The organism is Williamsia sp. 1138 (assembly GCF_002095435.2).
Taxonomy (GTDB): Bacteria; Actinomycetota; Actinomycetes; order Mycobacteriales; family Mycobacteriaceae; genus Williamsia.
Window position 1 is genome coordinate 211758 of record NZ_MJEJ02000047.1, and the last position, 23196, is coordinate 234953.

A 23196-nucleotide genomic window follows, 5' to 3' on the forward strand; every position below is an offset into this window, starting at 1 on the left:
AACATGACGATCCACGAAGCGAAGCGAGAAACAAGAACGACCAGCAAGCCGGACCCGCGGAGTCCGCTCGCCCACTTGTCCGAGGAGACGATCGAGCAGCTGGGCAAGGAGTTCGACGCCATCCACGACGAGGTGTACGGCGATCTCGGAGACGCCGACCGGCGATACATCAAGACGGTGATCGCCACCCAGCGCAACCTCGCGGTCGCAGGACGGGTCCTGCTCCTCGGGTCACGATCCAAGGTGGCCTGGGTGGCCGGCACGTCGTGCCTGGGAATGGCCAAGATTCTCGAGAACATGGAGATCGGTCACAACGTCATGCACGGACAGTGGGACTGGATGAACGATCCGGACATCCACTCCTCGGTGTGGGACTGGGACACCGCGTCCACCGCGGAAGCGTGGAAGCACTCGCACAACTACATCCACCACACGTTCACCAACATCCGCGGCAAGGACAAGGACCTCGGCTACGAGATCATGCGGATCGATCCGCATCAGCCGTGGAACCCCGTCTACCTGGCGCAGCCGTTCTACAACTTCTTGCTCACCGCATTCTTCGAATGGGGCGTCGCGCTGCACGACCTCGACCTCGACGCCATCCGCAAGGGTGAGAAGTCGACGTCCGAGCTGTGGCACGACCTCAAGGGGATCGGGGTCAAGATGCGGCGGCAGGTGATCAAGGACTACATCGGCTGGCCGGTGATCAGCGCCGGCGCCTTCGCGTTGACGCAGCTGGCGTCGGGCGGCAACATCAGGCAGCCCAAGACCTCCCGGTTGGCCGGCCGTCTGCGGCGCGCCCCCAAGGCGGGAAAGCGGACGAAGTCTGTTGCCGCCGTCATGGATCGCGCTCTTCCCGGTGTGGAACAGACGTTCTTGGCGACGTTCGCGGCAGATTTCACCGCCAACATCATCCGGAATGTATGGGCGCACGCGATCATCTTCTGCGGCCACTTCCCCGACCAGACCTACACCTTCAGCAAAGCCGAGACGGAGAACGAGACGCGAGGCGGCTGGTACGTCCGGCAGTTGCTGGGCGCGGCCAACATCGAGGGCAGCCCGCTGTTCCACGTGATCAGCGGTAATCTGGGCTACCAGGTGGAGCACCACCTCTATCCGGACATGCCGAGCACCCGGTACTCACAGGTGGCGCCGAAGGTGAAGGACATCTGCGAGCGCTACGAACTCCCGTACAACACAGGCCCTTTCGCTCAACAGTGGGGCCAGGTTCATCGCACGATATTCCGGCTGGCATTGCCGGGTGGCAAGCCACGGCCCAAGCCCGACCCCTTCCATCGGCCCCCGCACAGCGCGGCCGACCCGGAACGGGTGAGCGAGGCCGCCCGCTTCCGGTCGCGGGTTCCGGCGAGCCATCCTGACGCCGGTCCCGAGCACGAGTCCGGTGGCGTCAACGTGGAGCCGCCGCCCCGCGACTGACCATCCCGACACAAACCCAGTCGTTCCAGGCAAACCCAGGTGTTGCGCGACACCTGGGTTTGCCTGCAACGCATGGTTTTACGGGGCGGAGGGCAATCTGACTTTGCTAGTGAAGTCGCGCGGCTGCCGCGGCCGCGGATTCGGGGGAGTGCAGGTACGGCCCCTGCGCTTGTTGGCAACCGGCCACGGCGACCGCCTCGAGTTGTGGTGCCGTCTCCACACCGGTGGCGATCACGGTCATGTCGGCGGACCGGGCAATTGCGACGATGCTCTGGATGACCGTGTCCGCGAAGTGGGAGGTCGTGACATCTCGGATGAACGTCGGGGCAATCTTGATCGCGTCGACCTGCTGCAGCTGAACCAGTGACGAATAGCCCGCCCCGAAGTTGTCGATGGCAACCTTCACCCCGAGGTCACGCAATCGCCGCAGCTGATCGAGCGGCCGGATGCCCTCGGAGAACTCGTCCGCAGCGAACGTTGTTTCGGTGACGTCGAGCCGTAGGTCGCCGGGGTCGACGCCGCAATCCGCGAGCGCTGTGGCCACACTGTGCGGGAGCCGGTCGTCGCAGAACTGGTGGGGCGACAATGTCATGGCGAGCGTGAGTTCGCCTGCACGGTAGCCGAAGACGTCGTTCAGATCGTGTAGTGCTCTGATGAGGTTCAGGCGCCCGAGGTCGGCTCCGAGTCCGATGTGATCGGCCAACGTATTGAACGTGTTCGGCTCGATTTCGCCGTGGAGTGGGTGGTGCCAGCAGAGTGTGGCTTCCATACCCACGATCCTGCCGGTCGCGGTGTCGTGGATCAGCTCATACCGATTGCCGAGCCGGCCGTCGGCCGGAGCAGCGATGGCCGCGCGCAGGTCCTGTTCGAGTTGCTGGCGGAACTGGAACTCGCGCCGCAACCGCACATCGAAGACTGCCGCGCGTGCGCGGCCAGACTGTTTTGCGTAGTAGAGCGCGATGTCGGCGTCGCGCAAAAGGTCGCTCCCCGAGCGCTTCTCACCCTCGGTCGTGGACACCGAGCCGACGCTCGCCGTCATCCGGACGCTGGAGATGCCGGTATCGATCGGGGACTCGGTGATCGCTGCCAGCAGCTGTTCGGCCTGCATTCGGGCCGAGGCCGGTCCGGTGGCGTCGCCGGGGCTGACGATGCTGAACTCGTCGCCCCCGATCCGGCCTACGGACGAGTGGGGTCCCGCGGCATCAGCAAGGCGGCCGGCCACCACCCGCAGTACCTGGTCCCCGTAGCTGTGGCCCAGCGAATCGTTGATGATCTTGAAGCGGTCGAGGTCGAGAAAGTGCACATTGATCTGACTGTGCGGTTCGACGTCCGACGCCAAGTGCGCGTCGAGTCGCTGCAGTAAACCGTCGTGATTGAGCAATCCGGTGAGGCTGTCGTGGCTGGCGCGATGCCGTTGTTGTTCGGCGTCCACGACCTGCTGGGTGATGTCGGTGTACGAGGCGATCGCCCTCGGCTCGTCGAGATCGACGTCGAATGCCTTGCAGGTCACGGAGAACCATCGATGGACGCCATCGGTACGAGTGGCCAGTTTGCCGGTGAATCCGTCTCCGGTCTGGCGCATGTGTTCGACGAGTGCGCGGATGTCGTCATTAGGGAACATGACAGGCAGGCTGCCGAGGTGGGCGCCGGGGACCGTCGATGGATCGAGCCCGAGGAGGGCGGCCGACGCCGGGTTGGCCATCTCGATGAACCCGCTCGGGTTGAGAACCAGGACGGCCTCGGTCAGTTCCGAGACCACGGTGCCGAACAATTCGATGGCACGGCGCGCAGCGGTCAGGTCGGCGCACAGCAGCACGTAGCCTGCGCCCATCGAGGTGACCGATACCCGGACGTTCCGGATGGCGCCGTCACGGTGGCGGTGAACGCTCTCGATCGTGCCGCCGAGCGCGAGGGCTTCACGAGGAACGAAGGCGGCACCGATCACGTCGGCCAGGTCGCGGCCGAGCGCCTGCGTTGCAGGCGTGCCGTACACCTTCTCGGCGGCCGGATTCCACGCCTGGATCACTCCCTCCGCGGAGATCGCGATCACGGCATCGCTCACGTGATCGACCAGAGCGGCCTGGTATTTCAAGGCGTCTTCCGCTGCCTTCTTGGTCGAGATGTCGCGCATGATGACCTGGAACGCGGGTCGGCCCTGCCACTCGGTGCGCACCGAGACGATTTCCGCGGGTTTCGTGGTGCCGTCGGTCAACAGCATGAGAGCCTCGGCGGGCTCGGTGGCGGTGTCTTCCTCACCCAGGCTCGCCAGCCTCTCGAGCATGCCCGGAATCGAATCGGGATGAACGAACTCGGTGATCCAATGGCCGACCATCTGGTCGATGGACTGTGCCCGCGCCAACCGGAGCCCGGCAGGGTTCACGTATACGACGAGCCCACCCTCGTGGACGCAGATTGCGTCCGGGCTGAGTTCTACGAGCAGGCGGTATCGCTTTGCCAGCGCTTCGGCGGAATCCGGCTCGACGGGTACGACGAGTTTTTCTTCACCGTCGGAGGGGGGCAGCGACGCGTTGTCGCTTTCGGTCACGTACACCTCCTTCGCTGTTCACAGCCGGTGTTGCATCTGATGGGCTCTGCTGGTCAGCATCATTTCCAGATAATTAACGAATGAAATTAACCATAGTCGTTCGCGCAGATCATGCAGGTCAGGGACGGTATAGGAGCGCGCATTCGTGCGCATACCATTTCCACGGAAAGAGACGAGAATGAATTCTATTGCTAACGCCCGGATCGCGGGGCTGGGCGCAGTCACAGGCTACGGCTGGGGACGGCAGGCATTGTGGACAGGCCTGGCCTCCGGCAAGCCCGCGGCCGAACTCACAGCGGGGTTCGGCGGTAGCCCGAGCGAGTCCGGTTGGGTGTCGCGGATCCCTTCGGGCGGCAACCCCGAAGACGGATCGACGCGGTTCGCGCGGGCCATGCGGTGGGCCGCAAGGGAGGCCATCGAGGATGCCCTCGAGCACGGATGGACTCCCGGCAAAAGGGTCGGTCTCGTTCATGCGACGGTCCTCGGCGACCTCGAGTTGGGCCGCGCGTTCCAGCCCGGCCAGGGTGAGGGGCTCTCTGTCCGCCAATATCTGGGGATGGCGCCGTCGACCCCGGCCTCGCTCCTGATGCGCGACTACGGGTTCCACGGGCCTGCGGTCAACGTGTCCGCGATGTGCACGTCCGGCACCGTCGCGATGCTGACAGCGAAGATGTGGCTCGACACCGACACCGTCGACGACGTGATCGTGCTGTCGACGGACCTGTCCGCGACCCCAGAGGTGGTCTCGCAGTTCGTGCGACTCGGGGTGGCCATCACCGATGCCGAGCCACTCGACGCCTGCCGACCGTTCCAGACCGGCAGCCGGGGTTTCGTATTCGGGGAGGCCGCTGTCGGTGTGGTCCTGTCCAAGCAGGACACCGACGGTTATCTCGACCTGCTGGGTGGAGCCATGAGTCACGACGGCTTCCATGTCACATCGGTCGATCCATCGCTCGAGCACGTGAAGGGTTGCTTTGCCGGTGCTCTGACCGACTCGGGTATCGAGGCCGACCAGGTGTCGTATCTCAACGCCCATGGTCCGGGAACCGCGCAATGTGATGCCGCAGAAGCGGCGGCGGCAACCGCACTGCTGCCGAGCGGTATCGGTATCTACTCGGTCAAACCACTGGCCGGGCATTGCCAGGCAGCGGCAGCGTCCGTTGAGATCGCTGCTGCTGCAATGAGTTACACCGATGGGGTGGTGCCGGGCACGCCGTCGGTCGCCGAAGGCGATGCTCGCCTGGTCGATGGCCTCGTCCGGATGAAACCGGGGATCACCGTCAAGTCATCGCTCGGAATGGGAGGGCACAACTCGGTGGCAGTGCTCGGCCCGATTCGCTGAACAGTGCCCGAGTGACACCTGGCCGGTGGCGCGGGGGCCTACGCGGGGCCCCCGCGCCACCGCGTTCGACGCAGGCTCGGCGAATGCTATGCGGTTCAGGCGCGCCACGTCGCTCGGCTGCTGTCGCCTCAGGCCGGGTCGGCCTGATCGGCGGTCTGGTGATCGCCGCCGATGTCGGTCCCGGATCGGTTCGGGTTCAGCGACCGCCTGACCGCTTCTCGGGTCGACAGCCGTTGCTCGCTGCGGGGGTCTGGGTCGCAGACCATGTCGTGGCGCAGGCTGTCGACCAGTTCGACGACCGTGTTCCTCGGTATTCCGGTGACTGCCGCGGCGACCCGGCCGACGAGGCCGGTCGGAATCCCGGGAATCGAGAGTCGGGGCCTGCGCACGTCGAGTTCCTCCGCGATGAGCCCGATGAGTTGGGGATAGCTCAGTCGGTCGGGACCGCCGAGATCGTGATGACCGTTGGTCGGCTCCCCGGTCCCGGCATCGACAAGGGCCGTGATGACATCGTCGGTCGCGATCGGCTGTACCCGGGTGTTCATCCACTTCGGAATCGGCAGGACGGGCAGACGCTCGATGAGGCGCCGGACGAGTTCGAACGAGGTCGATCCGGCGCCGATGATCAGCGCCGCGCGCTGCACGTTCGCCGGGGTGTCGGCGTCCAGGAAGATTCGCTCGACCTCTTGACGCGAGGCGAGGTGGTCAGAGAGTTCGACACCTTCTGGGATGAGTCCTGAGAGGTAGACGATCTGACGTACATCCGAGCGCCCGCACGCATCGGCGAAGGCGTGCGCACCGGCGGCGTCTCTCTCCTCGAACCCCTTGTCATCCATGGAGTGGACCAGGAAGTACGCCACGTCTGTGCTGGCGATCGCAGCGGAAATGCTGTCGGGCTCTTCGAGATCGAAATGCCGGACCTGCACCGCGTCGGCCCACCCGAACTCGGAGGCGCGGTCCGGATCGCGCATTCCTGCAACTACATCGTGGCCCGATTCGAGCAACGCCGGGATCAGTCGTGATCCGATATAGCCGGTCGAACCGGTGACAAAAGCACGCATGGTGTGATCTTCCTGCTGGCGGGTACGGCCGGAAGATCGCGCGGACGTAGATGTCCGACTTCTTCTCGAGCTGGTGGGCGACTCTCATCCCGCCACGCGAGCACGGTGCCGGTCTCTCACCGACTACCCCGCTGGCCGCCGGCGAAAACATAGGCATGAGATTCGCCGAATCCGGGTAGTACCCCTGGAGTTCGGAGAGCGAAGGGTAGTGAACGTGTCGGACGATTCGGGGCGGGAGGACGCGTACGGGAGAAGTGCGTGTATGCCCAACACAAACAGACTTGCGGCGACGAGTGTTGATGACGTCGGTGTCGACGGCGCGGCCGTGGCGATCATGACCGATGCCGCCCGGTCCCGGGACCTGTTGTGCGCGACGGACTCCGTGGCAGCGCGCATCGATGAGTTGCAGTTCACCCTCGGTGAGGGTCCATGTATGGATGCATTCGTCGGTGGCGAGTCGATCATGACGGCTGACCTCGGTGAGGAGACCGCCGCGGCGAAATGGCCGGCGTTCAGCTCAGAAGTCCTCGACGAGGTCGGCGTCCGGGGAGTCTTCGCCTACCCGATTTTCGCCGGGGGCGCACAGCTCGGTGTCCTCGAGCTGTACCGTCGGCAGACTTCCGCACTGACGTCTGCGCAGAACACTGCCGCGCACGTACTCACGGTGCGTCTGGGTGCGGTGGTGCTGGATGAACTCGAGAGCTACCGATGGTCGCTCGACGAGTCGCAGTATCCGCGGTGGGAGGGAAGTTACCGGTTCGCGCGTGCGGACGTCCACGCTGCGGTTGGCATGCTGTCCATTCGTTGGGGGACGTCCATCGCCGATGCGGGCCTGCGGTTGCGTGCCCGTGCATACGCGGAGTCGCGGTCGATCTCATCGATGGCGCACGACATCGTTCACCGCCACGGCACGCTCGCCGACGAGGATGCGTCGTGATCGGTGAGCGCTCACGCCATCGCGGCGATGGCCTGCTCGAGGGTCGCATAGAGGGTGAGAGTTTGGTCGAGACCGACCAGCTGGATCGGCCGCGACGTCGACGGGCCGTCGGCGACGACGCCGAACAGGCCGCCGGGTGCAATGGCCTCGTAGGCGGTGACGAGCGCGCTCATACCGGCGGAGGCCAGGAACTCCGTGCTTGTGAGGTCGATGATCAGTCCGCGGGGCTCGCCGCTCAACGCACTGGTGACGGCGTCGGACAACTGGGGGGCGGTCAGTACGTCGATGCTCCCCTGCACGGTGAGGATTACCAGCTCCTTGTGCTGGACCGTCAGGATCGTCAATGCTGCGCTTCCTGCAACAGAGGTCTGACCATCGGCAACAACTGCATCGGCATCTTCGGAGTGCACGGCTGGATTCCCTTTCGGCAAGCTGTCTCATCAACACTCGGCCAGAGTCACCTCTGCGAGTGTGACGGCGTCGTCTTCACCGATGGATGTCATTGTTTCATGCCCGCGCAGCTGATGGTTTCAGCAGTGGTGTCCGAGGCGCCGGGTGGAGGCCCGGTCGGCGGGTGGAGAAAGTCGAACAATTCAGTAGAATCGTTCTTTGACCTGGTACGAAAGCGAAGGGAAGCGACGTGAGTACCCGCGGCGATGACGACGTGTACACCAAGATGGCCGAGCTTGTGCGGGACATGAGTGCCAGGGTGCCGGACGATCCGGCCGACGTGCTGCAGGAACTTCTCGAGAGCGCGGTCGCACATATCCCGGGATGCGCTCACGCGAGTATCACCACGATGGTGGGTCGCGAAGAAGCCGCAACCGCGGTGACGACGCACGAGCACGCCCGGACCGTCGATGCCCTTCAGGTCGAACACGGCGCAGGCCCGTTTATGGAGGCCGCGTCGGAGTCCGCGTTCGTCCACATCGCTGATCTGGAGTCGGAAGGGCGTTGGCCTGAGTTCGCCGCCGACGTGTGCGCCCGAACGCCGGTGCGGTCGATGGCGATCTTCCAGCTGTACATCGCACGGGGCGGCCTGGGCACCCTGAACCTGTACGCCGACAAACCCCACGCCTTCGACGAGGAGGCACGTGACCTCGGGTACGTCTATGCATCGCATGCTGCCGTCGTCTGGGGCACCGCGCGGCGGGGAGAACAGTTTCGCAGCGCGCTGGCGAGCCGCGACATCATCGGCCAGGCGAAGGGCATGCTGATGGAGCGTTTCGACATCGGCGCCGTACAGGCGTTCGAGCTGTTGCGCAGGCTTTCTCAGGACTCCAATGAACGCCTCGCCGACATCGCGGCCAAACTCGTGCGCCAGGACCACCCGGCCGACACCTGATTACCGTCGAGTCGTACCGTCCGGTGGCGCGACCGAGGATGCTTCTGGCGCCGGATCACCCTGGGTGCGGCGTAGCTGCCTTCCACGCTCGACGAAGTCGGCGTCCTTCTCGGCGTTCTTGTCGGACACCTTGGTGTCGCGGGGTGGTAGCTGCAGCGATTTCTCGGCCGGAATCCCCGCCTGCAATTGCCGGCCGCGCTCCAGTTCGGCGTCGACCTCGGCGCCGAACAGAAGGGCCAAATTGGTGATCCACAGCCACAGCAAGAAGACGATGACGCCGGCCAAGGCTCCGTAGGTCTTGTTGTAGCTACCGAAGTTGGAGACGTACAGAGCGAAGAGGACCGAGGCGACGATCCAGGTCACGATCGCCACCGCCGCACCGACGCTGATCCACTTGAACTTGGGCTGCTGCACATTGGGCGTGGCGTAGTAGAGGATCGCCACCGTCAGGACCACAAAGATGAGCACGATCGGCCAGCGGGCGATGTTCCAGACGAGCAGCGCACCGTCACCGAGGCCGATGACGTCACCGATAGACCGTGCGACGGGTCCGCTGATGGCGAGCATCAGCGCCACCGCTGCCGCCATCACCAGCGCGATGACCGTCACCAGTAACACCACCGGCCGTAGCTTCCAGATCGGACGGCCTTCGTCGACCTCGTACATTCGATTCATCGCGCGGCCGAAGGCGCCGACGTACCCCGATGCCGACCAGATCGCGCCGAGCAGACCGATGACCAGCGTCAGGCCGGCCGACGGTGCGTCCACCAATTGCTCGACAGGCCCTCGCAGGGTGTCCACCGCAGACGACGGGCCGAGGTCGTCGACCATTTGCAGAACCGAGTCGACCGTCTTCTCGCCCTGCCCGAAGATGCCCAGTAATGAAACGAGGGCGAGTAGCGCAGGAAAGAGTGACAGCACGGCGTAGTAGGTCAGCGCGGCGGCCAGATCGGTGCATTGATCGCGCGAGAATTCGCGAATGACCTTGCGTAGCACATAAAAAAACGACGGCTTGGTCAGATCCGTCGGTGAATCGGGCTTTCGTGGGTCGTCGGGGTCAGGGGTGTTCGCTTCCGTCTTCCCGGCCTGGGCTTCGTTCATGCCAGCGGTTACCCGTGGCATAGGGCCCGGAAACACGAAACAGCGCACGCGTTTTCGCCGGTGACCGGGCCGAGGTACCGGTCAGTCGATTTCGAAGTCGACCAACCGGGCCTCGGCCGCCGCGAAATCATCGATCGCAGCGAGGACGAAGGTGGTGAGGACGTCTTCGACCGGAGCCGCCGGATCGCTGAGCTTGCTGTCCAGTACCTCGACCGATGAGACCGGCCGCGGCTGCTCCCTGACCCGCGGATGTCGTCGCCACAGCGACACCTTGAGCGTCGGGAAGCGCGGCCTCCTGCGACCTTCCCTGTTCATGGTGGTGACGGTATCAAGATTCAGGCGACGGTACTGATCCGGTCCGGCGGGGTAGCAAGCCGAACTCGAGGCCGAAATTGTTCAACGTGATGGGTAGTGGCTCGGCGGGGGACAGCGTGGGCGACGAGACGAGTTCGCATTCGGTGAGCGTGAGCAGGACGGCCAGGGTGGTGCTCGTCAGGTGGAGTACCAGATTCTGTCCCGGGCACACCACCGGCCCGGCGCTGAACGGTATCAACGCCGGTGCTTGCTGGGCCCGGCCGTCCAGCCAGATCTCCGGAGCGAACCGGTCGGCAAAGTCAAATGCCTCGCCGTCTCGATGAAACGCACTCGCGAGAATGAGAAAGGCGGCGCCGGCGGGTATTTCGTAGGTGCCTCTTTCGGACGACCAGGTGGTCGTTGCCGTGGAATCTCGCAACACGGCCGGGGTTGTGGGCCACAACCTCACTGATTCGAGTACGCAGGCTCGAAGATACGAGTACTGCTGCGGCTCGGCGACAGTGGAGGCATCGATCTCTCCGAGTGCCATTGTCCGCTGATCCGGATGGGTGGCCAAGAGGGCCATGGCGCGCGAGGCTGCGATTCCGGCGGCGTCAAAGGCAAAGAGCCAGTGCGGAATCTGGCCGACAGGATCAACGGCGCCCCCGGCCGGCGTCGCCGCGAGCGCACTGATCAGGGTGTTCGGGGGCGCGCTGTCGACGTAGGCGTAGAGCTTGTCATAGAACCGGTCCCGTACCTTGCGTCTCTTGGGGTGTAAGTACGTCCAGTTCCCGTTCGACCGCAACGTCCACAGCGCGTCCGTGATGCTGTCGTCGTCGCGGGCGGCATCTCCGAGGGTGACCCGGCGCGCAATCCGCCACCACATCACCGTGAAGTCGGCAGCCGACAGTGTGCCGCCGGGCCGCGCCTGCTGCAGCGCTGTGGTCACCTCGTCGGTGATGACGTCGACGAACGGTGACGCGAGGTGGTGGAGTGGTCGATCGGTGTCGAGTGCTTCTTCGTTCACCCTGCGGCGGGCGTTTCTGATCGGACCCTTGGAGATGAGCACACCGTGCGGCTGAAACGGCGAGAGCGCACCTACCTTCTCGCGGTTCGCCGGGGTGAACGGGTCGGGGGATTCATCGAGAACTCGAGCTACATCGTTCGCGTCGAGGACCACGACCAAGGTGCGACCGGGGAGCACCAGGCGCAGAGGGCCGCTGCCGTACTGCCGTCGTAATTCACGGATGGTGTCGAGTGGGGCCCGATCGGCTTTGATCCTTTCGAGTACGCCCATCATCGCTCGTCGTCGGGCTATGACACCGGCCGCCACGGCGGGAAAGCCGAGAAGGGTGGCGACCCGGATGGCGGCGAGTCCGGTCAGTTGCGGGGCGGTCTCCGTGACGCTGGTGTGGTGGCTCGGCATGAGGTGGAGCTACCCGATCCGGCGGCCCGAGAAACGGCCCGTGGGCCCTGATCAGGAGTCTGCGGTGCGCATCTCACCGGCCCGTCGCCGTTGGTCCGGTGGCAGCACCGCGCGGTAACGCCGGTAGCCGGGGCGCAGGTGCACCCGCTGGTCGACGATCATTTCGACGTCCGCCCACACCACCAGGAAGGTTCCCCGGTGGTGCCACCGCATGAGGCGGTCGACGATCCATGGCGCGCGCGTTGTCTCGCGTTCGTAGCCGAGGAACGAGGTACTGCTGTGTGGACCGATGATCAATCCGTAGATCTCGGTGGGCAGACATCCGCCCGCCTCTAGGGCGGTGGCGCGCAATCGAGCGTCGATGACGTGCCCCACGAACGTCGCGTCCGAGTCATATGCCGAACACCGCAGAAGATCACCGAGGATCACGGGAGCCCCCTGGGATGCGTCGGATGATCTGATCGCGCACCCATCGTTCGGCCCAGGTGCGGTCCAGTTCATCGTGCCGGCGGGTCAGTCGTACGGTGATCCCGAAATCGCGGACGACGCTCATATCGATTCGCGTGAGTCGAGTGGTGGGAGGTCGCCCGCCGAAGATACGGGCCGGCAACGTATTGCCGGTCAGCAGTGCGACGACGCGGGGTGGTTGCGCCGGAGGGACGCCGTGGTCGTCGAGTACGTCGTCGAGTTCGAGGTCGTCGACAACGCCCACCGGTCGACCCTCGACGTCCACGATCTGTCGATCGAGAGCGTGGAGACGCGCATCTATCAGGCAGTCTGTGTCCGGGTAGGGCGCGTCTGACAGTGGCTTCTGCGTACGGTGCGTTGTCATTGGCCTGCTCCTGTGACGATCATCAGCGGGATCGCTGACAATGACGCCGCGAGAATGATGACCAGATAGATCTGGGCGACGGCATTGACTTTTTTGGTGTTCACCCGGTCTCCCATGTACTCGGGATCGTTCGACACGATCAGGATGGGCAGGTAGGTCAGCGGTAGCGCGATGGCCGAGAACACCACCGAGTACTCGGTCACCAGAATGGGGTCGACTCCGGTCGCGAGGATGATGATGCCGACCAGCAAGGAGATGATCATGACGAGATGGAATCGGGCGGCGGCCTCGGGGCGACGGAACTTGCCCCAGGACCAGCCGAAGAACTGCGCAAGCGTGTAGCCGCTGGACAGTGTGGTCTCCAGCGCCGCACCGAACGTCGCGGCGACCAGTCCGACGATGAGGAATGCGACTGCCAGCTTTCCACCCGCCTCGGCCACCGGCAATGCCACCTGAGACAGACTCTCGACCTGGATCTGCTGCGGCAACAGCGTGATGGTGGCCAGAGCCGCGATCGCGACGGACAGGATCCCGCCGAGCGGGAACCCGACGAGCACGTTCATTCGCGAGCGAGCGAGGTCTTTGACCGTCCACCCTTCCTCGACTGCTCCCGACGAGAAGAAGAACACCTCGTACGGCGTCATGGCGGCGCCGAAGATCGCGATGGCGTAATACCAGTACACGGGCAGTGATTCGGTATCCGGGAGTTCCGGGAGAACTGCGGCGTGAGCGAGTTCACCCCAGTCCGGTTCGAGGAGGAAGACCGCCACCGCGAAGACGATCAGGGAGAGGCCGACGACCCCGGCAACGTTCTCCATGATCGAGAACCGGACCCGCCAGATGACCAGCCACACTGCAAAAGCCGCCACCGGTACCCACATGAGCGGGCCGATACCGCTGGCGAGCTGCAAGGCGAGCGCGATACCACCGATCTCAGCGGTGAGGGTCATCAGATTGATGAAGAACGAAGCGCCCAGATTGACCACCGCCCAGCGGGCCCCGAGTCGTTCGCGGATGATCTCGAACGTCGCCCGGCCGCTGACCGCCGCGACTCGGCCCGCCATATTGGCGAAAAGACAGATGCCCAGTACGCCGACCGGGATCACCCAGACCAGCGCCATCCCGAACCGCGAGCCCACGACTGCATTGGTGACGATATCCCCGATGTCGAGAAACCCGCCGATGGCGGTGAGTACGCCGAGGGCGACGCCCAGCAGTCTTTTCATCGCGGCACCGGTGCGTCTGAGAGGTTCGAGAACTCGTCGCCGATGGCGGTCAGGTCGGCGATCAGAGGATCACTGTTCACCACCGGTCCGCCGCCGACCACCTGTCTCGCTCTGATTACCAACGACATTGCGATGGAGAGCTTTTCGAGGAGGATCCGGACGCTGTCCGCGACGAGGCGATCGTTGACGTCCAGTTCGGCCACATCGGTGTAAGCGCTGTTCAGTTGGTCACCAGCGTCGCCGAGTAGCACGGTCGTCTGGTTGTCGGTGGCGTCCTCAGCACGCCACAGGCGCAGGGCGTACGCCACCGAGGTGACTGCAGATGCCCCCTCGCCGGCTGCCCGGGAAAGCGACCCCGGGACCCCGCCCTCGCCGGTGGCACATCCGGACATGGTCAGTATCAGGGCGACACAGACGGCAGCGGCAGCGCCGCGGCAGCCCACTCGTGACATCACCGTCATCACACCCCCCCGCCGCAGACGTCCTACTGTGGAGAGTGTCCTTCTGGGCGAGGGGTGAAACCAGAGGAACGGATCGGTTACCAGTCGGCGATGACCGGGATAACACGGTCTCCCAGGATCTCCAGAGGGGTGATGGCCGCGACGTTGGGGACCCACCCGTGGACGTGGCTGATTCCGAGGTCGGCGAGGGATTTGAGCTGCCCGAGCATGTCGTCGACGCCCGCACCGTCTGCACCGGGATCGAGCGGGAACATCACGGTCTTCTCGATGGCGTCGTAGTCGGTGCCCAGCGTCTCGCAGTGTCCGCGAAGGACATTCAGTTTGTGCTCGACATCTGGTCCACCGAAGAGGTTGCAGGCCTGGGCGTATTGCGCGACCATGCGCAGGGTCTTCTTCTCTCCACTCCCGCCGATGAGGATCGGTGGGTGGGGGCGACGCAGGGCCTGGGGCACGTTGAGGGTGCTGCCGAGTTTGTAGTGGGTGCCGTCATAGGGCCCCTGATCGTCAGTCCACATCTGCAGGCAGATCTGCAGGGTCTCCTCGAGTCGCTCGAACCGTTCGGCAGTGCTGGGGAAGGGTAGGCCGAGGCCGACACACTCCTCTTCGTTCCATGCGGCGCCGATCCCGAGGTAGGCGCGGCCCTTCGACAGCACATCGAGGGTGGTGACCGCCTTGGCGAGCAGGCCGGGTTCGCGGTAGACGGTGGCAGTCACCCACGCCAGCAGGTCGACCTTCTCGGTGACTGCGGCGAGGTAACCGAGCGCGGTGTAGGCCTCGAGCATGTCGGTGTCGACGGGGCCCACCGGTCCGATCTGCCAGAGATGGTCCATCACGCTGATCTTCGCGAAGCCCTTGGCCTCGGCAGTCTGGGCGATGGTCGCCAGGTCGTCCGCCAGTGCGGCGGGCCCGTCGGGAAAGGTGAAGTCTGCGATGTGCAATCCGAGTTCCATGGGTCCACGCTAGAGGTGTTTGTAGCCGTTATGCAGGGATCGGCAGTCCTCCCCTCACTGGGTCACTCTCGGACGCTGTGCGCGGATCTGGCGCAGCGTCACCGAAGTGGACTGTGCACCATACTGATTCATGAACAAGGGTAAAACTCACGGTGAATCCTGTTCGGCGACCGATGCGCGCAACCCTCTCACCAGCGTTTTTTGATTGATTCAAGAAAACGGCAGACACGGGCCGCGACATCTGGTTATCGTTGGGCATGACCACAGCCCAGGAGAACGCAGAACGCCTTCGCTCTGCATCGCTCCGCGTGACCCGGCCGCGGGTTGCTGTGATGGATGCCGTCTACGACCACCCACACGCCGACACCGACACCATCTTCGGCGTCGTGCGAGCGGTGCTTCCGCACGTCTCCCGGCAGGCGGTCTACGACGTCCTCGACGCGCTGACGACGGCTCGTCTCGTCCGCCGGATCCAGCCGGCAGGTCATGTTGCGTTGTACGAGTCCCGGGTCGGCGACAATCATCATCACGTCGTCTGTCGCACCTGTGGCGTGATCGCCGACGCCGATTGCGCCGTCGGCGAGGCCCCCTGTCTGACCGCCTCCGATTCTCACGGCTTCGTGCTCGACGAGGCCGAAGTCATCTACTGGGGCGTGTGTCCCGACTGCGTGAGTACACCCGAAGTTTGATCACAGCCCGTGATCACAGCCCAATTCACAACCCGAAAGGAACGCTGTGACCTCTGATAGCCGCCCGCCCCATTCCGATGCCAGTACGGACAGTGCCAGCGAGAGCGAAAACCCCGCGATTCCGTCACCCAAGCCGAAAGCCCATGCGCCGCTGACGAACAAGGACTGGTGGCCTGAGCAGATCGACCTGTCGATACTGCACGCGCACACGTCCAAGTCGAACCCGTTCGGAGAAGACTTCGACTACCCGGCAGAGTTCGCGAAGCTCGATGTGGATGCCCTGAAGGCTGATGTGGCCGCAGTTCTCACCGACTCGAAGGACTGGTGGCCGGCCGACTACGGCAATTACGGTGGTCTGTTCATCCGGCTCAGCTGGCATGCGGCCGGTACCTACCGGATCTTCGACGGTCGTGGTGGCGCCGGTCAGGGAGCACAGCGATTCGCTCCGTTGAACAGCTGGCCGGACAACGCCAACCTGGACAAGGCCCGCCGACTGCTGTGGCCGGTCAAGCAGAAGTACGGCAACAAGATCTCGTGGGCCGACCTCCTCGTGCTGGCGGGTAACACTGCGCTGGACTCGATGGGTTTCCAGACGTTCGGCTTCGGTTTCGGTCGGGCAGACACCTGGGAGCCCGAAGAGGTCTTCTGGGGCCCGGAGGACGAGTGGTTGGGCACGGACAAGCGTTACTCGGGCGAGCGCGAGCTGTCGGAGCAGCTCGGCGCGACCACGATGGGTCTGATCTACGTCAACCCTGAAGGCCCGGAAGGCAAGCCGGATCCGTTGGCCGCAGCGCACGACATCCGTGAGACGTTCGGCCGCATGGCGATGGACGACGAGGAGACCGCGGCGCTGATCATCGGTGGTCACAGCTTCGGCAAAACCCACGGGGCCCATCCCGCCGACCAGATCGGACCCGAGCCCGAGGGCGCGCCGATCGAACAGCAGGGCCTGGGCTGGAAGAACGGGTACGGCAAGGGCAACGCCGAGGACACCGTCACCAGCGGCCTCGAAGTGGTCTGGACCTCGACGCCGACCCAGTGGGGCAACGGTTTCCTCGAGAACCTGTACGGATATGAGTGGGAACTGACCAAGAGCCCGGCCGGGGCCTGGCAATTCGTTGCTGCCAACGGTGCGGGAGCGGGCACCATCCCGGATCCGTTCGGCGGTCCGGGGCGTGCTCCGACCATGCTCGTCACCGACGTGGCGCTGCGTGAAGACCCGGTCTACGGCGAGATCACCCGTCGCTGGCTCGACAACCCCGGTCAGCTCGAGGAGGCGTTCGCCAAGGCGTGGTACAAGTTGCTGCACCGCGACATGGGACCGATCACCCGCTACCTCGGACCCTGGGTCCCCGAGCCGCAGCTGTGGCAGGATCCGGTGCCGGCCGTCGAGGGTGAGTTGATCGATGACCAGGACATCGCTTCGCTCAAGGCGAAGGTGCTCGAATCGGGCCTCTCGGTGGCGCAGCTCATCGGTACCGCATGGTCGTCGGCGGGGAGCTTCCGCAGCACCGACAAGCGCGGTGGCGCCAACGGTGCGCGCATTCGGCTTGAGCCGCAAAAGAACTGGGACATCAACGAGCCTGCCGAGCTGGCCAAGGTCTTGCCCGTCCTCGAGCAGATCCAGCAGGACTTCAACGGCGGCAGCAAGAAGGTGTCGTTGGCAGACCTGATCGTCCTCGCCGGTGCTGCTGCGGTCGAGAAGGCGGCGAAGGACGCCGGTCACGAGGTCACCGTGCCCTTCGTTCCGGGCCGCACCGACGCCTCGCAGGAGAGCACCGACGTCGACTCGTTCAAGGTGCTCGAACCGCGCGCCGATGGATTCCGGAACTATGCACGTGAGGGTGAGAAGACCCCGTTGGAGGTGCTGCTCCTCGAGCGCTCGTACCTCCTGGGTCTCACCGCCCCCGAGCTCACCGTGCTCATCGGCGGGCTGCGTGCGCTGGGAGCCAACCACGGCGGCAACAAGCACGGTGTGTTCACCGACCGGCCGGGCGCGCTGACAAACGATTTCTTCGTCAATGTGCTCGACGCCGACACGGTCTGGAAGTCCTCGGAGTCCGAGGAGAATGTGTACGTCGGCACCGATCGGAAGACCGGCGATGTCAAGTGGACTGCGACAGCCAACGATCTGGTCTTCGGGTCGCACTCCCAGCTGCGGGCGCTCACCGAGCTGTACGCGCAGGCCGACACGGGTAAGAAGTTCGTCGACGACTTCGTCGCCGCCTGGGTCAAGGTCTCGAACAATGATCGCTTCGATCTGAAGTGATCTCCCGAGACCGGCGCCCCTGACGCCGCTCGCACGGCACCCCGCTCACCACCGGTGAGCGGGGTGCTGTCGTTTACGGTGGGATGGCAGTGACTGTGGTGAACGAGCTGGCAGGAGTGGACCAGGGTGGACGAGATGTCGGACAAGGCCGAGCGGCTGGCTGCGGCGAAGGCCGCGGGCCGGATCCCGACGTCCGGTGCGCGGTACGCACTGATGGTGGTGGCATGCGTCTTTCAGGCGCTCGTCGCGGTCTTCACCCTGATACTGCTCGTGGACACCACGATGAACTCGACCAGCGGGGTCGGCACCAAGGCCGTCGTCTTCGTCGTCATGGTGGCGGTTGTCCTGGCTTTCACCGTAGGTACGGTGACAACCGCCCGCTCGCTGTCGCGGCGAGCCATCGTCTGATCAGGCAGCGGGGCCGGCGAACTGTCGCCGGTACGCCGTCGGGGTGGTCGAGTACGCAGACACGAAGTTCTGCCGGAACGTCACCGCGCTGCCGAAGCCGCACGCGTCGGCGATCTCGTCGATGCTCCAGTCTGTCGTCTCCAGTATCAGGCGCGCCGAGTTGAGGCGCTGTTCCAGAATCCACCGGGCCGGTGTTGTAGCTGTGGCACTACGGAATTGGCGCACAAAGCTCCGACGACTCATCCTGGCCTGATCGGCCAGCCTGTCCACGGTGAGCGGTTCGTGTAACCGGCTCAGGGCCCACTCCTGGACTCGCGAAATGGCGGTGTCCGTGGCCGCGCGGGCGAGAGGGCGTTCGATGTATTGCGCTTGACCACCGTCCCGATGAGGCGCGACCACCAGGCTTCGTGCCACCCGCGTGGCGGTGGCGGAACCGAGGTGCTTGCGGACGAGGTGAAGGCACGCGTCGATCGCGGAAACCGTGCCCGCGGAGGTCAGTACATCGCCGTGATCGATGTACAGAACGGATTCGTCCGACGTCATGCCCGGACGGCGTTCGGCCAGCTGGTGCATCATCTCCCAGTGGGTCACGGCCGAGCGCCCGTCGAGGAGTCCGGTGTCCACCACGGCGAACGCGCCGAGGCACAGGCCCGCGACGGTCGCACCGCGGCGGTGTGCCGCCGTGAGCTGTTCGCGCAGCAGGTCGCTGACCGCAGGAAGGGTGACCGGCCAGGATGGGATCACGACGATGTCGGCCCAGTCGACTGTCTCCGGACCCGCCACGTCGCCGATCGGGTATCCCTCGACTGTCCGGACGCAACCCGGCTGATCGGACCACAGTCGGGTCTCCCAGTCGGCGGCCAACTCGAGCCGCACCACCTCTCCGAACACCATCAGCGGTGCGGCGAGGTGAAACATGGTGATGTCGTCGAAGGCGTAGATGGCGATGCGCACGGAAGCTCCCAGGGTGGCCTGATCTCATCGAAAGTATGCATCCATGCCACTGTCGGCGCCACCCTCGCCTGCTCGACAATGGAGGGACCGCGCCTGTTCGAGGTGCGACACCGAGTCCGATCTCAGTTTGAGGAGTGAACAATGACTGCACCTCGCCGCGCGTTGATCGTCGTGGATATCCAGCGGGAGTATTTCGAGGGCCCTTTGGAGATCCAGTACCCGCCGCGTGAGGAGTCGCTGGCCAACACGGTGAAGGCGATTGCGGTCGCCCGTGACAACGATGTGCCTGTCGTTGTTGTTCAACACCAGATGCCCGAGGGCGCACCGGTGTTCGTCGAGGGAGGGGTGGGCTGGTCGCTGCATCCCGATATCGAGGCGGTCCTCGATCCGGCGTTCAAGCGGGTCCACAAGGTCTACGGCAGCGTGTTCGCCGGGACCGACGTCGCAGAGTGGTTGCGGGCGAACGACCTCGACACCATCACGATCGCCGGGTTCATGACGAACAACTGCGACCTGGCCACCGCTGTCGAAGCCGAGGGATTAGGCTTCGCCGCCGAGATCCTCTCCGATGCCAGTGGCGCGATACACCTGGCGAACGAAGCCGGAGAAGTGTCCGCAGAGGCGCTCCACTCGACGCTCATGGTTCTGTTGCAGTCGAACTTTGCGGCGGTCACCACTACGGCGCAATGGTCTGATGCGGTCCGGGCCGGGACCGACTTGCCGAAGAGCAACCTGGTGGAATCCGCCCTGCAGGGCCGCTCGGTTGCGGCCCACTGAACCTCAGTTGCTGTAAACCCTTGTGATGCTGATGAATACGACCGCGCGGCCTTGTTCGGTCATCACGCGGTCGTATTCGTCCCAGTCGTCGTGGGTGCCGCCTGCGGCAATGAAGACCTCCCGACGCAACCCGCGCAGTCGTTCGTCGTCGAGCCACGGCTGAGGGTCCTCTGGACCAGCGATCTCCGCGGTGCCCTCGACCGTTGCCCATGTCCAGCCCCGGCGGAATGTCGTGGTCACCTGGGGGCGGGCGCGCAAGTTGTTCAGTTTGACCTTCCCGTAGGTGACGAACCCGAGAACTGGGCTACCGGTGTCGGGGTGGGGGAGCAGGCCGACGTTGACCATCGAAGACTGAATGGTGTTGTCCGCGCGAAGGGTGGCGACAATCGCCAGACCGTTGTCGTCGCGAGAAAGCGCCACCGCGTCCTCGACGGTGTGAAGTGCGGTCATGGTCAGGCTCCTTCTGTCGATCGGCCGGAAGATCGGCGGTCAGTGTTCATTCTGCCGAATCAGGTCGGGCCACATCGGTCTCCCAACGGGCTCGCCTCTCCTCGTCTGTCTGTTCCCACCAGGGGGTGCCGCGCTCACCGAGCGCGACTTTCGCGGCCTGGACACCGGCCCGCGACTCCGGCGCACCCTCGGTTCGGCGGACCTCCCGCCGCCACGCCATGAGTATCGACCTCAGTTCGGCGTTCCGCTCCTCGGGGATCGCCGGATCCGTCGCGCGCCATCGGCGCCCCTTCACCACGATGTAGCGTCCGTCTTCTGTGTGCTCGGGGCCATCCGCCATTGATCCAGGTTGCCAGATGTGATCGGTGGTCGCTGGAGTTCCTCGTGCCGTCCTGGCTCACCCTGCTCCGGTATGAGAATCGAGTGCAGTGGTGATCGCGGCGGCAGTCTCACCGGCAGCGATGTGTCCTGAAGCCGTGACCACCAGTTTTGCGTCCGGCCAGGCGTCAGCGAGTCGCCACGCCGTATCGATCGGAGAGCTGATGTCGAATCGACCGTGTATCAGCGTTCCAGGTATGCCTGTCAATTCTTGGCCGCGGGCAAGGATCTCGTCATCGGCAAGGAAGGCATGACGAGAGAAGTAGTGCGCGCAGATCCGAGCGCGCGCATGCAGCTGGGCCGGTGTTCGCGAACCCGTGTAGGCGTGACTGCCCACTCCGTCCTCGAGCGACACGGTTGCGTCCTCCCACTTGTGCCAATCCTGAGCGCCTCTTTGACTGCAGTGATGGTTGGGATCGTTCAGCCGGAGGTCATATTCCTGGAGAATCGCGAACGTGTTGTCGCTGCTGAGCATTCCGACGCTGCCGGCGAAATCATAGTGCTCCGAGGGAAAGAAGCGTCTCAATCCACCGTAGAGCCATTCGATTTCGGATTTGCGAGTGGTGGTTACCGACGAGAGGACGATCGCAGACACCCGATCTCGATGACGGAGTGCGTAGGCCAGAGCCAGGGTTGCGCCCCACGACACTCCGTATAGCACCCAACTCCGCACCTGCAGGTGTTCGCGAAGCTTCTCGATGTCGTCGAGCAGGGCGGCGGTGGTGTTGGGGGCCATATCGGCGGACGGATCAGACGCGTGCGGCGTACTGCGGCCACAACCGCGTTGGTCGAACATAATCAAGCGGTACAGCTGTGGATCGAAGTAGTTGCGGAAAGCCGGACTGAACCCGGAGCCCGGTCCGCCGTGCAGTACCAGCGCGGCCGACCCGTTCGGGTTGCCGGACTCTTCCCAATACACGTGCTGACCCGTTCCGACATTGAGCAGCCCGCGAGCGTGCGGCATTGAGGCGTAACCGGGTCGATGCATGAGCCCACTGTAGGCGGTCGTCGCCGTTACTCGAGGGTCGCTGTCGTACGGGCCTGTTACCTTCGGGTGAGCTTCGCTGAGTGGCTCGGGTGTTTCGCTTGTCTATCGAAAGATAGTGCATAGCAGCAACATTGATGGTCGGAAGTCCTTGCGAACATGTGTTCGAGTGCGGTAGGTTGTAGGTAGTCGGCCCAATGATGACGAATTTTGATACATGCCCTTCCGGGAAGATGCCGCCGACTGTCCCTGTTGATTGCTTGGGTGGAAGGTGTTGTCTTATGCGGGTTCTCGATGTGGTGTCGGCTGTGACTGAGCTGGTGGTCCCTGGTGATTGTGCGGAGCTGTTGGTGTTGGTGCGTGATCTGATCACGTTGCGTAATGCCACCGAGCATCAGGTGTCGGTGTGTGCTGCGGTTCTCGATGAGTTGGGGGTGGCGCGGCAGGCGGGGTCTACGACGTCGAAGTTGTTGGAAGCCAATGGTGCTGCGCCGGCGTCGGCGCAGCGGTGGGTGCGAATCGGTGCCGGTTTGGCGGGTTTGGATCGCACGGCCGGGTGGGCCCGTGATGGGTACCTGTCGTCCGAGCATGTTGATGCGGTGGTCAAGGGTCTAGCCGGTATCGAGGGGCGCTCGGACGAGCCGGTCACCGACGCCGAGCGTTACGAATTTGAGGGGGAGCTGCTGAACGGGGCGGTGTCGGGGGCGCCGCCGGCTGAGATCAGTAAGACTGCTCGAGGTCTGGGTAACGCACTGGCTGCAGATACCGGTGGGAAACCGCCCGCGGAGGACCCTTCCCTGAACAGTCTCGATTATGCGGTCGGTAGCGACGGGCGGTGCGTGGGGAAGTTCGATCTGGATGTGAAGATCGGGGAGAAGTTGTTTTCCGCCCTGGACTTCTGGTCGAAGCCGCGTCCGGAGCCGGATGGTTCTCCGGATGCGCGGACGCCGACGCAGGCGCGGGCCGATGCGTTGCATCAGTTGCTCGACTGTGGCGGTGGTGGGCAGGGGTTGATCTCGGCGCCGCGGACCGAGGTGAATGTGACGGTCCCGGCCGATCATCCTGATCAGGCGTCGTTGCGGTGGATGGGTCCGATCACCGAAGCCACCGCAGCAGCGTTGGCGTGTGATTCGACTTTCACCTTCATCACCCTCGATGGGCAGCAGGTGCCGATTGATCTGAGCCCACCCAAGCGTTTGTTCACCGGGCCGGTCCGTAAAGCCATCATCATCCGCGACGAGTGCTGCATCAAGTGCGGGGCACCGGCGACGTGGACTGATGCCCATCACATCAAGCACTACATCGACGGCGGGGAAACAACCCTGGCCA

24 protein-coding genes are annotated in these 23196 nt (G+C 64.5%); 9 read left to right on the forward strand and 15 right to left on the reverse strand.

The window, feature by feature from the left end; genetic code table 11:
• Positions 1–3: 3 nt before the first annotated feature.
• Positions 4–1437 (forward strand): acyl-CoA desaturase, encoded by a 1434-nt coding sequence (locus tag BH683_RS18350; protein WP_084837701.1) that lies wholly within the window; start codon positions 4–6, stop codon positions 1435–1437.
• A 106-nt stretch (positions 1438–1543) separates the two neighbouring features.
• Here BH683_RS18350 and BH683_RS18355 read toward each other — a convergent pair whose 3' ends face one another.
• Positions 1544–3982, reverse strand: a complete 2439-nt coding sequence (locus tag BH683_RS18355; RefSeq protein WP_168187075.1) for an EAL domain-containing protein — start codon at positions 3980–3982, stop codon at positions 1544–1546.
• 178 nt (positions 3983–4160) lie between these two features.
• Between BH683_RS18355 and BH683_RS18360 the strand changes: the two genes are divergently transcribed.
• Complete coding sequence (locus BH683_RS18360; RefSeq protein WP_084837703.1) at positions 4161–5324, forward strand: beta-ketoacyl synthase N-terminal-like domain-containing protein; 1164 nt, start codon at positions 4161–4163, stop codon at positions 5322–5324.
• 128 nt (positions 5325–5452) lie between these two features.
• Here BH683_RS18360 and BH683_RS18365 read toward each other — a convergent pair whose 3' ends face one another.
• Positions 5453–6385, reverse strand: a complete 933-nt coding sequence (locus tag BH683_RS18365; protein WP_084837704.1) for an NAD(P)H-binding protein — start codon at positions 6383–6385, stop codon at positions 5453–5455.
• Between the two features lie 262 nt (positions 6386–6647).
• Between BH683_RS18365 and BH683_RS18370 the strand changes: the two genes are divergently transcribed.
• Complete coding sequence (locus tag BH683_RS18370) at positions 6648–7322, forward strand: GAF domain-containing protein (protein WP_084837705.1); 675 nt, start codon at positions 6648–6650, stop codon at positions 7320–7322.
• Positions 7323–7333: 11 nt separating this feature from the next.
• Here the strand turns inward: BH683_RS18370 and BH683_RS18375 are convergent, their stop codons facing one another.
• Positions 7334–7732, reverse strand: a complete 399-nt coding sequence (locus BH683_RS18375; protein WP_084837706.1) for an STAS domain-containing protein — start codon at positions 7730–7732, stop codon at positions 7334–7336.
• A 230-nt stretch (positions 7733–7962) separates the two neighbouring features.
• On the opposite strand from BH683_RS18375, the gene BH683_RS18380 reads away from it, so the two are divergent.
• Entirely contained in the window at positions 7963–8667 is a 705-nt protein-coding gene (locus BH683_RS18380) for a GAF and ANTAR domain-containing protein (RefSeq protein ID WP_084837707.1), read from the forward strand.
• On the opposite strand, the gene BH683_RS18385 is transcribed toward BH683_RS18380, so the two are convergent.
• The 8 genes from BH683_RS18385 to BH683_RS18420 form a co-directional block, all read right to left on the reverse strand.
• Complete coding sequence (locus tag BH683_RS18385; protein WP_084837708.1) at positions 8668–9768, reverse strand: YihY/virulence factor BrkB family protein; 1101 nt, start codon at positions 9766–9768, stop codon at positions 8668–8670.
• Between the two features lie 81 nt (positions 9769–9849).
• Positions 9850–10083, reverse strand: coding sequence for a hypothetical protein (locus BH683_RS18390; RefSeq protein WP_084837709.1), 234 nt, complete (start codon positions 10081–10083; stop codon positions 9850–9852).
• Positions 10084–10096: 13 nt separating this feature from the next.
• Positions 10097–11488, reverse strand: coding sequence for a cytochrome P450 (locus tag BH683_RS18395; protein ID WP_084837710.1), 1392 nt, complete (start codon positions 11486–11488; stop codon positions 10097–10099).
• A 51-nt stretch (positions 11489–11539) separates the two neighbouring features.
• Entirely contained in the window at positions 11540–11917 is a 378-nt protein-coding gene (locus tag BH683_RS18400) for a hypothetical protein (RefSeq protein WP_084837711.1), read from the reverse strand.
• Positions 11904–12320: a hypothetical protein gene (locus tag BH683_RS18405; protein WP_084837712.1), complete on the reverse strand. Its 417-nt coding sequence runs from the start codon at positions 12318–12320 to the stop codon at positions 11904–11906. Before BH683_RS18405 ends, BH683_RS18400 begins: the two co-directional genes overlap by 14 nt.
• A complete protein-coding gene (locus BH683_RS18410) occupies positions 12317–13546 on the reverse strand; it encodes an Nramp family divalent metal transporter (protein WP_084837713.1) in 1230 nt (409 codons plus the stop codon). Before BH683_RS18410 ends, BH683_RS18405 begins: the two co-directional genes overlap by 4 nt.
• Complete coding sequence (locus BH683_RS18415) at positions 13543–14007, reverse strand: hypothetical protein (RefSeq protein WP_143696088.1); 465 nt, start codon at positions 14005–14007, stop codon at positions 13543–13545. The genes BH683_RS18410 and BH683_RS18415 overlap by 4 nt, the downstream gene beginning before the upstream one ends.
• A 77-nt stretch (positions 14008–14084) precedes the next feature.
• The gene (locus BH683_RS18420) at positions 14085–14957 is read right to left on the reverse strand and encodes an LLM class F420-dependent oxidoreductase (RefSeq protein ID WP_084837715.1); all 873 of its coding nucleotides are present in this window, start codon (positions 14955–14957) and stop codon (positions 14085–14087) included.
• A gap of 257 nt (positions 14958–15214) precedes the next feature.
• Here BH683_RS18420 and BH683_RS18425 point away from each other — a divergent pair, with 257 nt between their 5' ends.
• From BH683_RS18425 to BH683_RS18435, 3 genes are all read left to right on the forward strand, one after another.
• Positions 15215–15646 carry a Fur family transcriptional regulator gene (locus BH683_RS18425; RefSeq protein WP_084837716.1) on the forward strand — a complete coding sequence of 144 codons (432 nt, stop codon included), beginning with the start codon at positions 15215–15217 and terminating at the stop codon, positions 15644–15646.
• A gap of 46 nt (positions 15647–15692) precedes the next feature.
• Complete coding sequence (katG, locus tag BH683_RS18430) at positions 15693–17915, forward strand: catalase/peroxidase HPI (RefSeq protein WP_084837717.1); 2223 nt, start codon at positions 15693–15695, stop codon at positions 17913–17915.
• A gap of 126 nt (positions 17916–18041) precedes the next feature.
• Positions 18042–18323: a hypothetical protein gene (locus tag BH683_RS18435; RefSeq protein WP_084837718.1), complete on the forward strand. Its 282-nt coding sequence runs from the start codon at positions 18042–18044 to the stop codon at positions 18321–18323.
• Here the strand turns inward: BH683_RS18435 and BH683_RS18440 are convergent, their stop codons facing one another.
• The gene (locus tag BH683_RS18440) at positions 18324–19277 is read right to left on the reverse strand and encodes a helix-turn-helix domain-containing protein (protein WP_084837719.1); all 954 of its coding nucleotides are present in this window, start codon (positions 19275–19277) and stop codon (positions 18324–18326) included.
• A gap of 141 nt (positions 19278–19418) precedes the next feature.
• Between BH683_RS18440 and BH683_RS18445 the strand changes: the two genes are divergently transcribed.
• Positions 19419–20054 carry an isochorismatase family protein gene (locus BH683_RS18445; RefSeq protein ID WP_084837720.1) on the forward strand — a complete coding sequence of 212 codons (636 nt, stop codon included), beginning with the start codon at positions 19419–19421 and terminating at the stop codon, positions 20052–20054.
• 3 nt (positions 20055–20057) lie between these two features.
• Here BH683_RS18445 and BH683_RS18450 read toward each other — a convergent pair whose 3' ends face one another.
• The 3 genes from BH683_RS18450 to pip are packed head-to-tail and all read right to left on the reverse strand — an operon-like array spanning position 20058 to position 21870.
• Positions 20058–20504 (reverse strand): TIGR03618 family F420-dependent PPOX class oxidoreductase, encoded by a 447-nt coding sequence (locus BH683_RS18450; protein WP_084837721.1) that lies wholly within the window; start codon positions 20502–20504, stop codon positions 20058–20060.
• A gap of 46 nt (positions 20505–20550) precedes the next feature.
• Positions 20551–20844: a hypothetical protein gene (locus BH683_RS18455; protein WP_084837722.1), complete on the reverse strand. Its 294-nt coding sequence runs from the start codon at positions 20842–20844 to the stop codon at positions 20551–20553.
• Between the two features lie 57 nt (positions 20845–20901).
• On the reverse strand, positions 20902–21870 hold the full coding sequence (gene pip, locus BH683_RS18460) for a prolyl aminopeptidase (protein WP_084837723.1): 969 nt from the start codon (positions 21868–21870) through the stop codon (positions 20902–20904).
• Between the two features lie 278 nt (positions 21871–22148).
• Between pip and BH683_RS18465 the strand changes: the two genes are divergently transcribed.
• Positions 22149–23196, forward strand: a 1048-nt coding sequence (locus BH683_RS18465) for a DUF222 domain-containing protein (RefSeq protein ID WP_084834716.1), incomplete at its 3' end; no start/stop codon positions are given.

Excerpts from the sequence above, each read along its gene's own strand:
- BH683_RS18390 (WP_084837709.1), bottom strand. The coding sequence starts at position 10,083 with ATGAACAGGGAAGGTCGCAGGAGGCCGCGCTTCCCGACGCTCAAGGTG.
- BH683_RS18370 (WP_084837705.1), top strand. The coding sequence starts at position 6,648 with ATGCCCAACACAAACAGACTTGCGGCGACGAGTGTTGATGACGTCGGT.
- BH683_RS18395 (WP_084837710.1), bottom strand. The coding sequence starts at position 11,488 with ATGCCGAGCCACCACACCAGCGTCACGGAGACCGCCCCGCAACTGACC.
- BH683_RS18385 (WP_084837708.1), bottom strand. The coding sequence starts at position 9,768 with ATGAACGAAGCCCAGGCCGGGAAGACGGAAGCGAACACCCCTGACCCC.
- BH683_RS18365 (WP_084837704.1), bottom strand. The coding sequence starts at position 6,385 with ATGCGTGCTTTTGTCACCGGTTCGACCGGCTATATCGGATCACGACTG.
- BH683_RS18410 (WP_084837713.1), bottom strand. The coding sequence starts at position 13,546 with ATGAAAAGACTGCTGGGCGTCGCCCTCGGCGTACTCACCGCCATCGGC.
- BH683_RS18450 (WP_084837721.1), bottom strand. The coding sequence starts at position 20,504 with ATGACCGCACTTCACACCGTCGAGGACGCGGTGGCGCTTTCTCGCGAC.
- BH683_RS18425 (WP_084837716.1), top strand. The coding sequence starts at position 15,215 with ATGACCACAGCCCAGGAGAACGCAGAACGCCTTCGCTCTGCATCGCTC.
- BH683_RS18455 (WP_084837722.1), bottom strand. The coding sequence starts at position 20,844 with ATGGCGGATGGCCCCGAGCACACAGAAGACGGACGCTACATCGTGGTG.
- BH683_RS18350 (WP_084837701.1), top strand. The coding sequence starts at position 4 with ATGACGATCCACGAAGCGAAGCGAGAAACAAGAACGACCAGCAAGCCG.
- BH683_RS18360 (WP_084837703.1), top strand. The coding sequence starts at position 4,161 with ATGAATTCTATTGCTAACGCCCGGATCGCGGGGCTGGGCGCAGTCACA.
- pip (WP_084837723.1), bottom strand. The coding sequence starts at position 21,870 with ATGCATCGACCCGGTTACGCCTCAATGCCGCACGCTCGCGGGCTGCTC.
- BH683_RS18445 (WP_084837720.1), top strand. The coding sequence starts at position 19,419 with ATGACTGCACCTCGCCGCGCGTTGATCGTCGTGGATATCCAGCGGGAG.
- BH683_RS18420 (WP_084837715.1), bottom strand. The coding sequence starts at position 14,957 with ATGGAACTCGGATTGCACATCGCAGACTTCACCTTTCCCGACGGGCCC.
- BH683_RS18405 (WP_084837712.1), bottom strand. The coding sequence starts at position 12,320 with ATGACAACGCACCGTACGCAGAAGCCACTGTCAGACGCGCCCTACCCG.
- BH683_RS18415 (WP_143696088.1), bottom strand. The coding sequence starts at position 14,007 with ATGACGGTGATGTCACGAGTGGGCTGCCGCGGCGCTGCCGCTGCCGTC.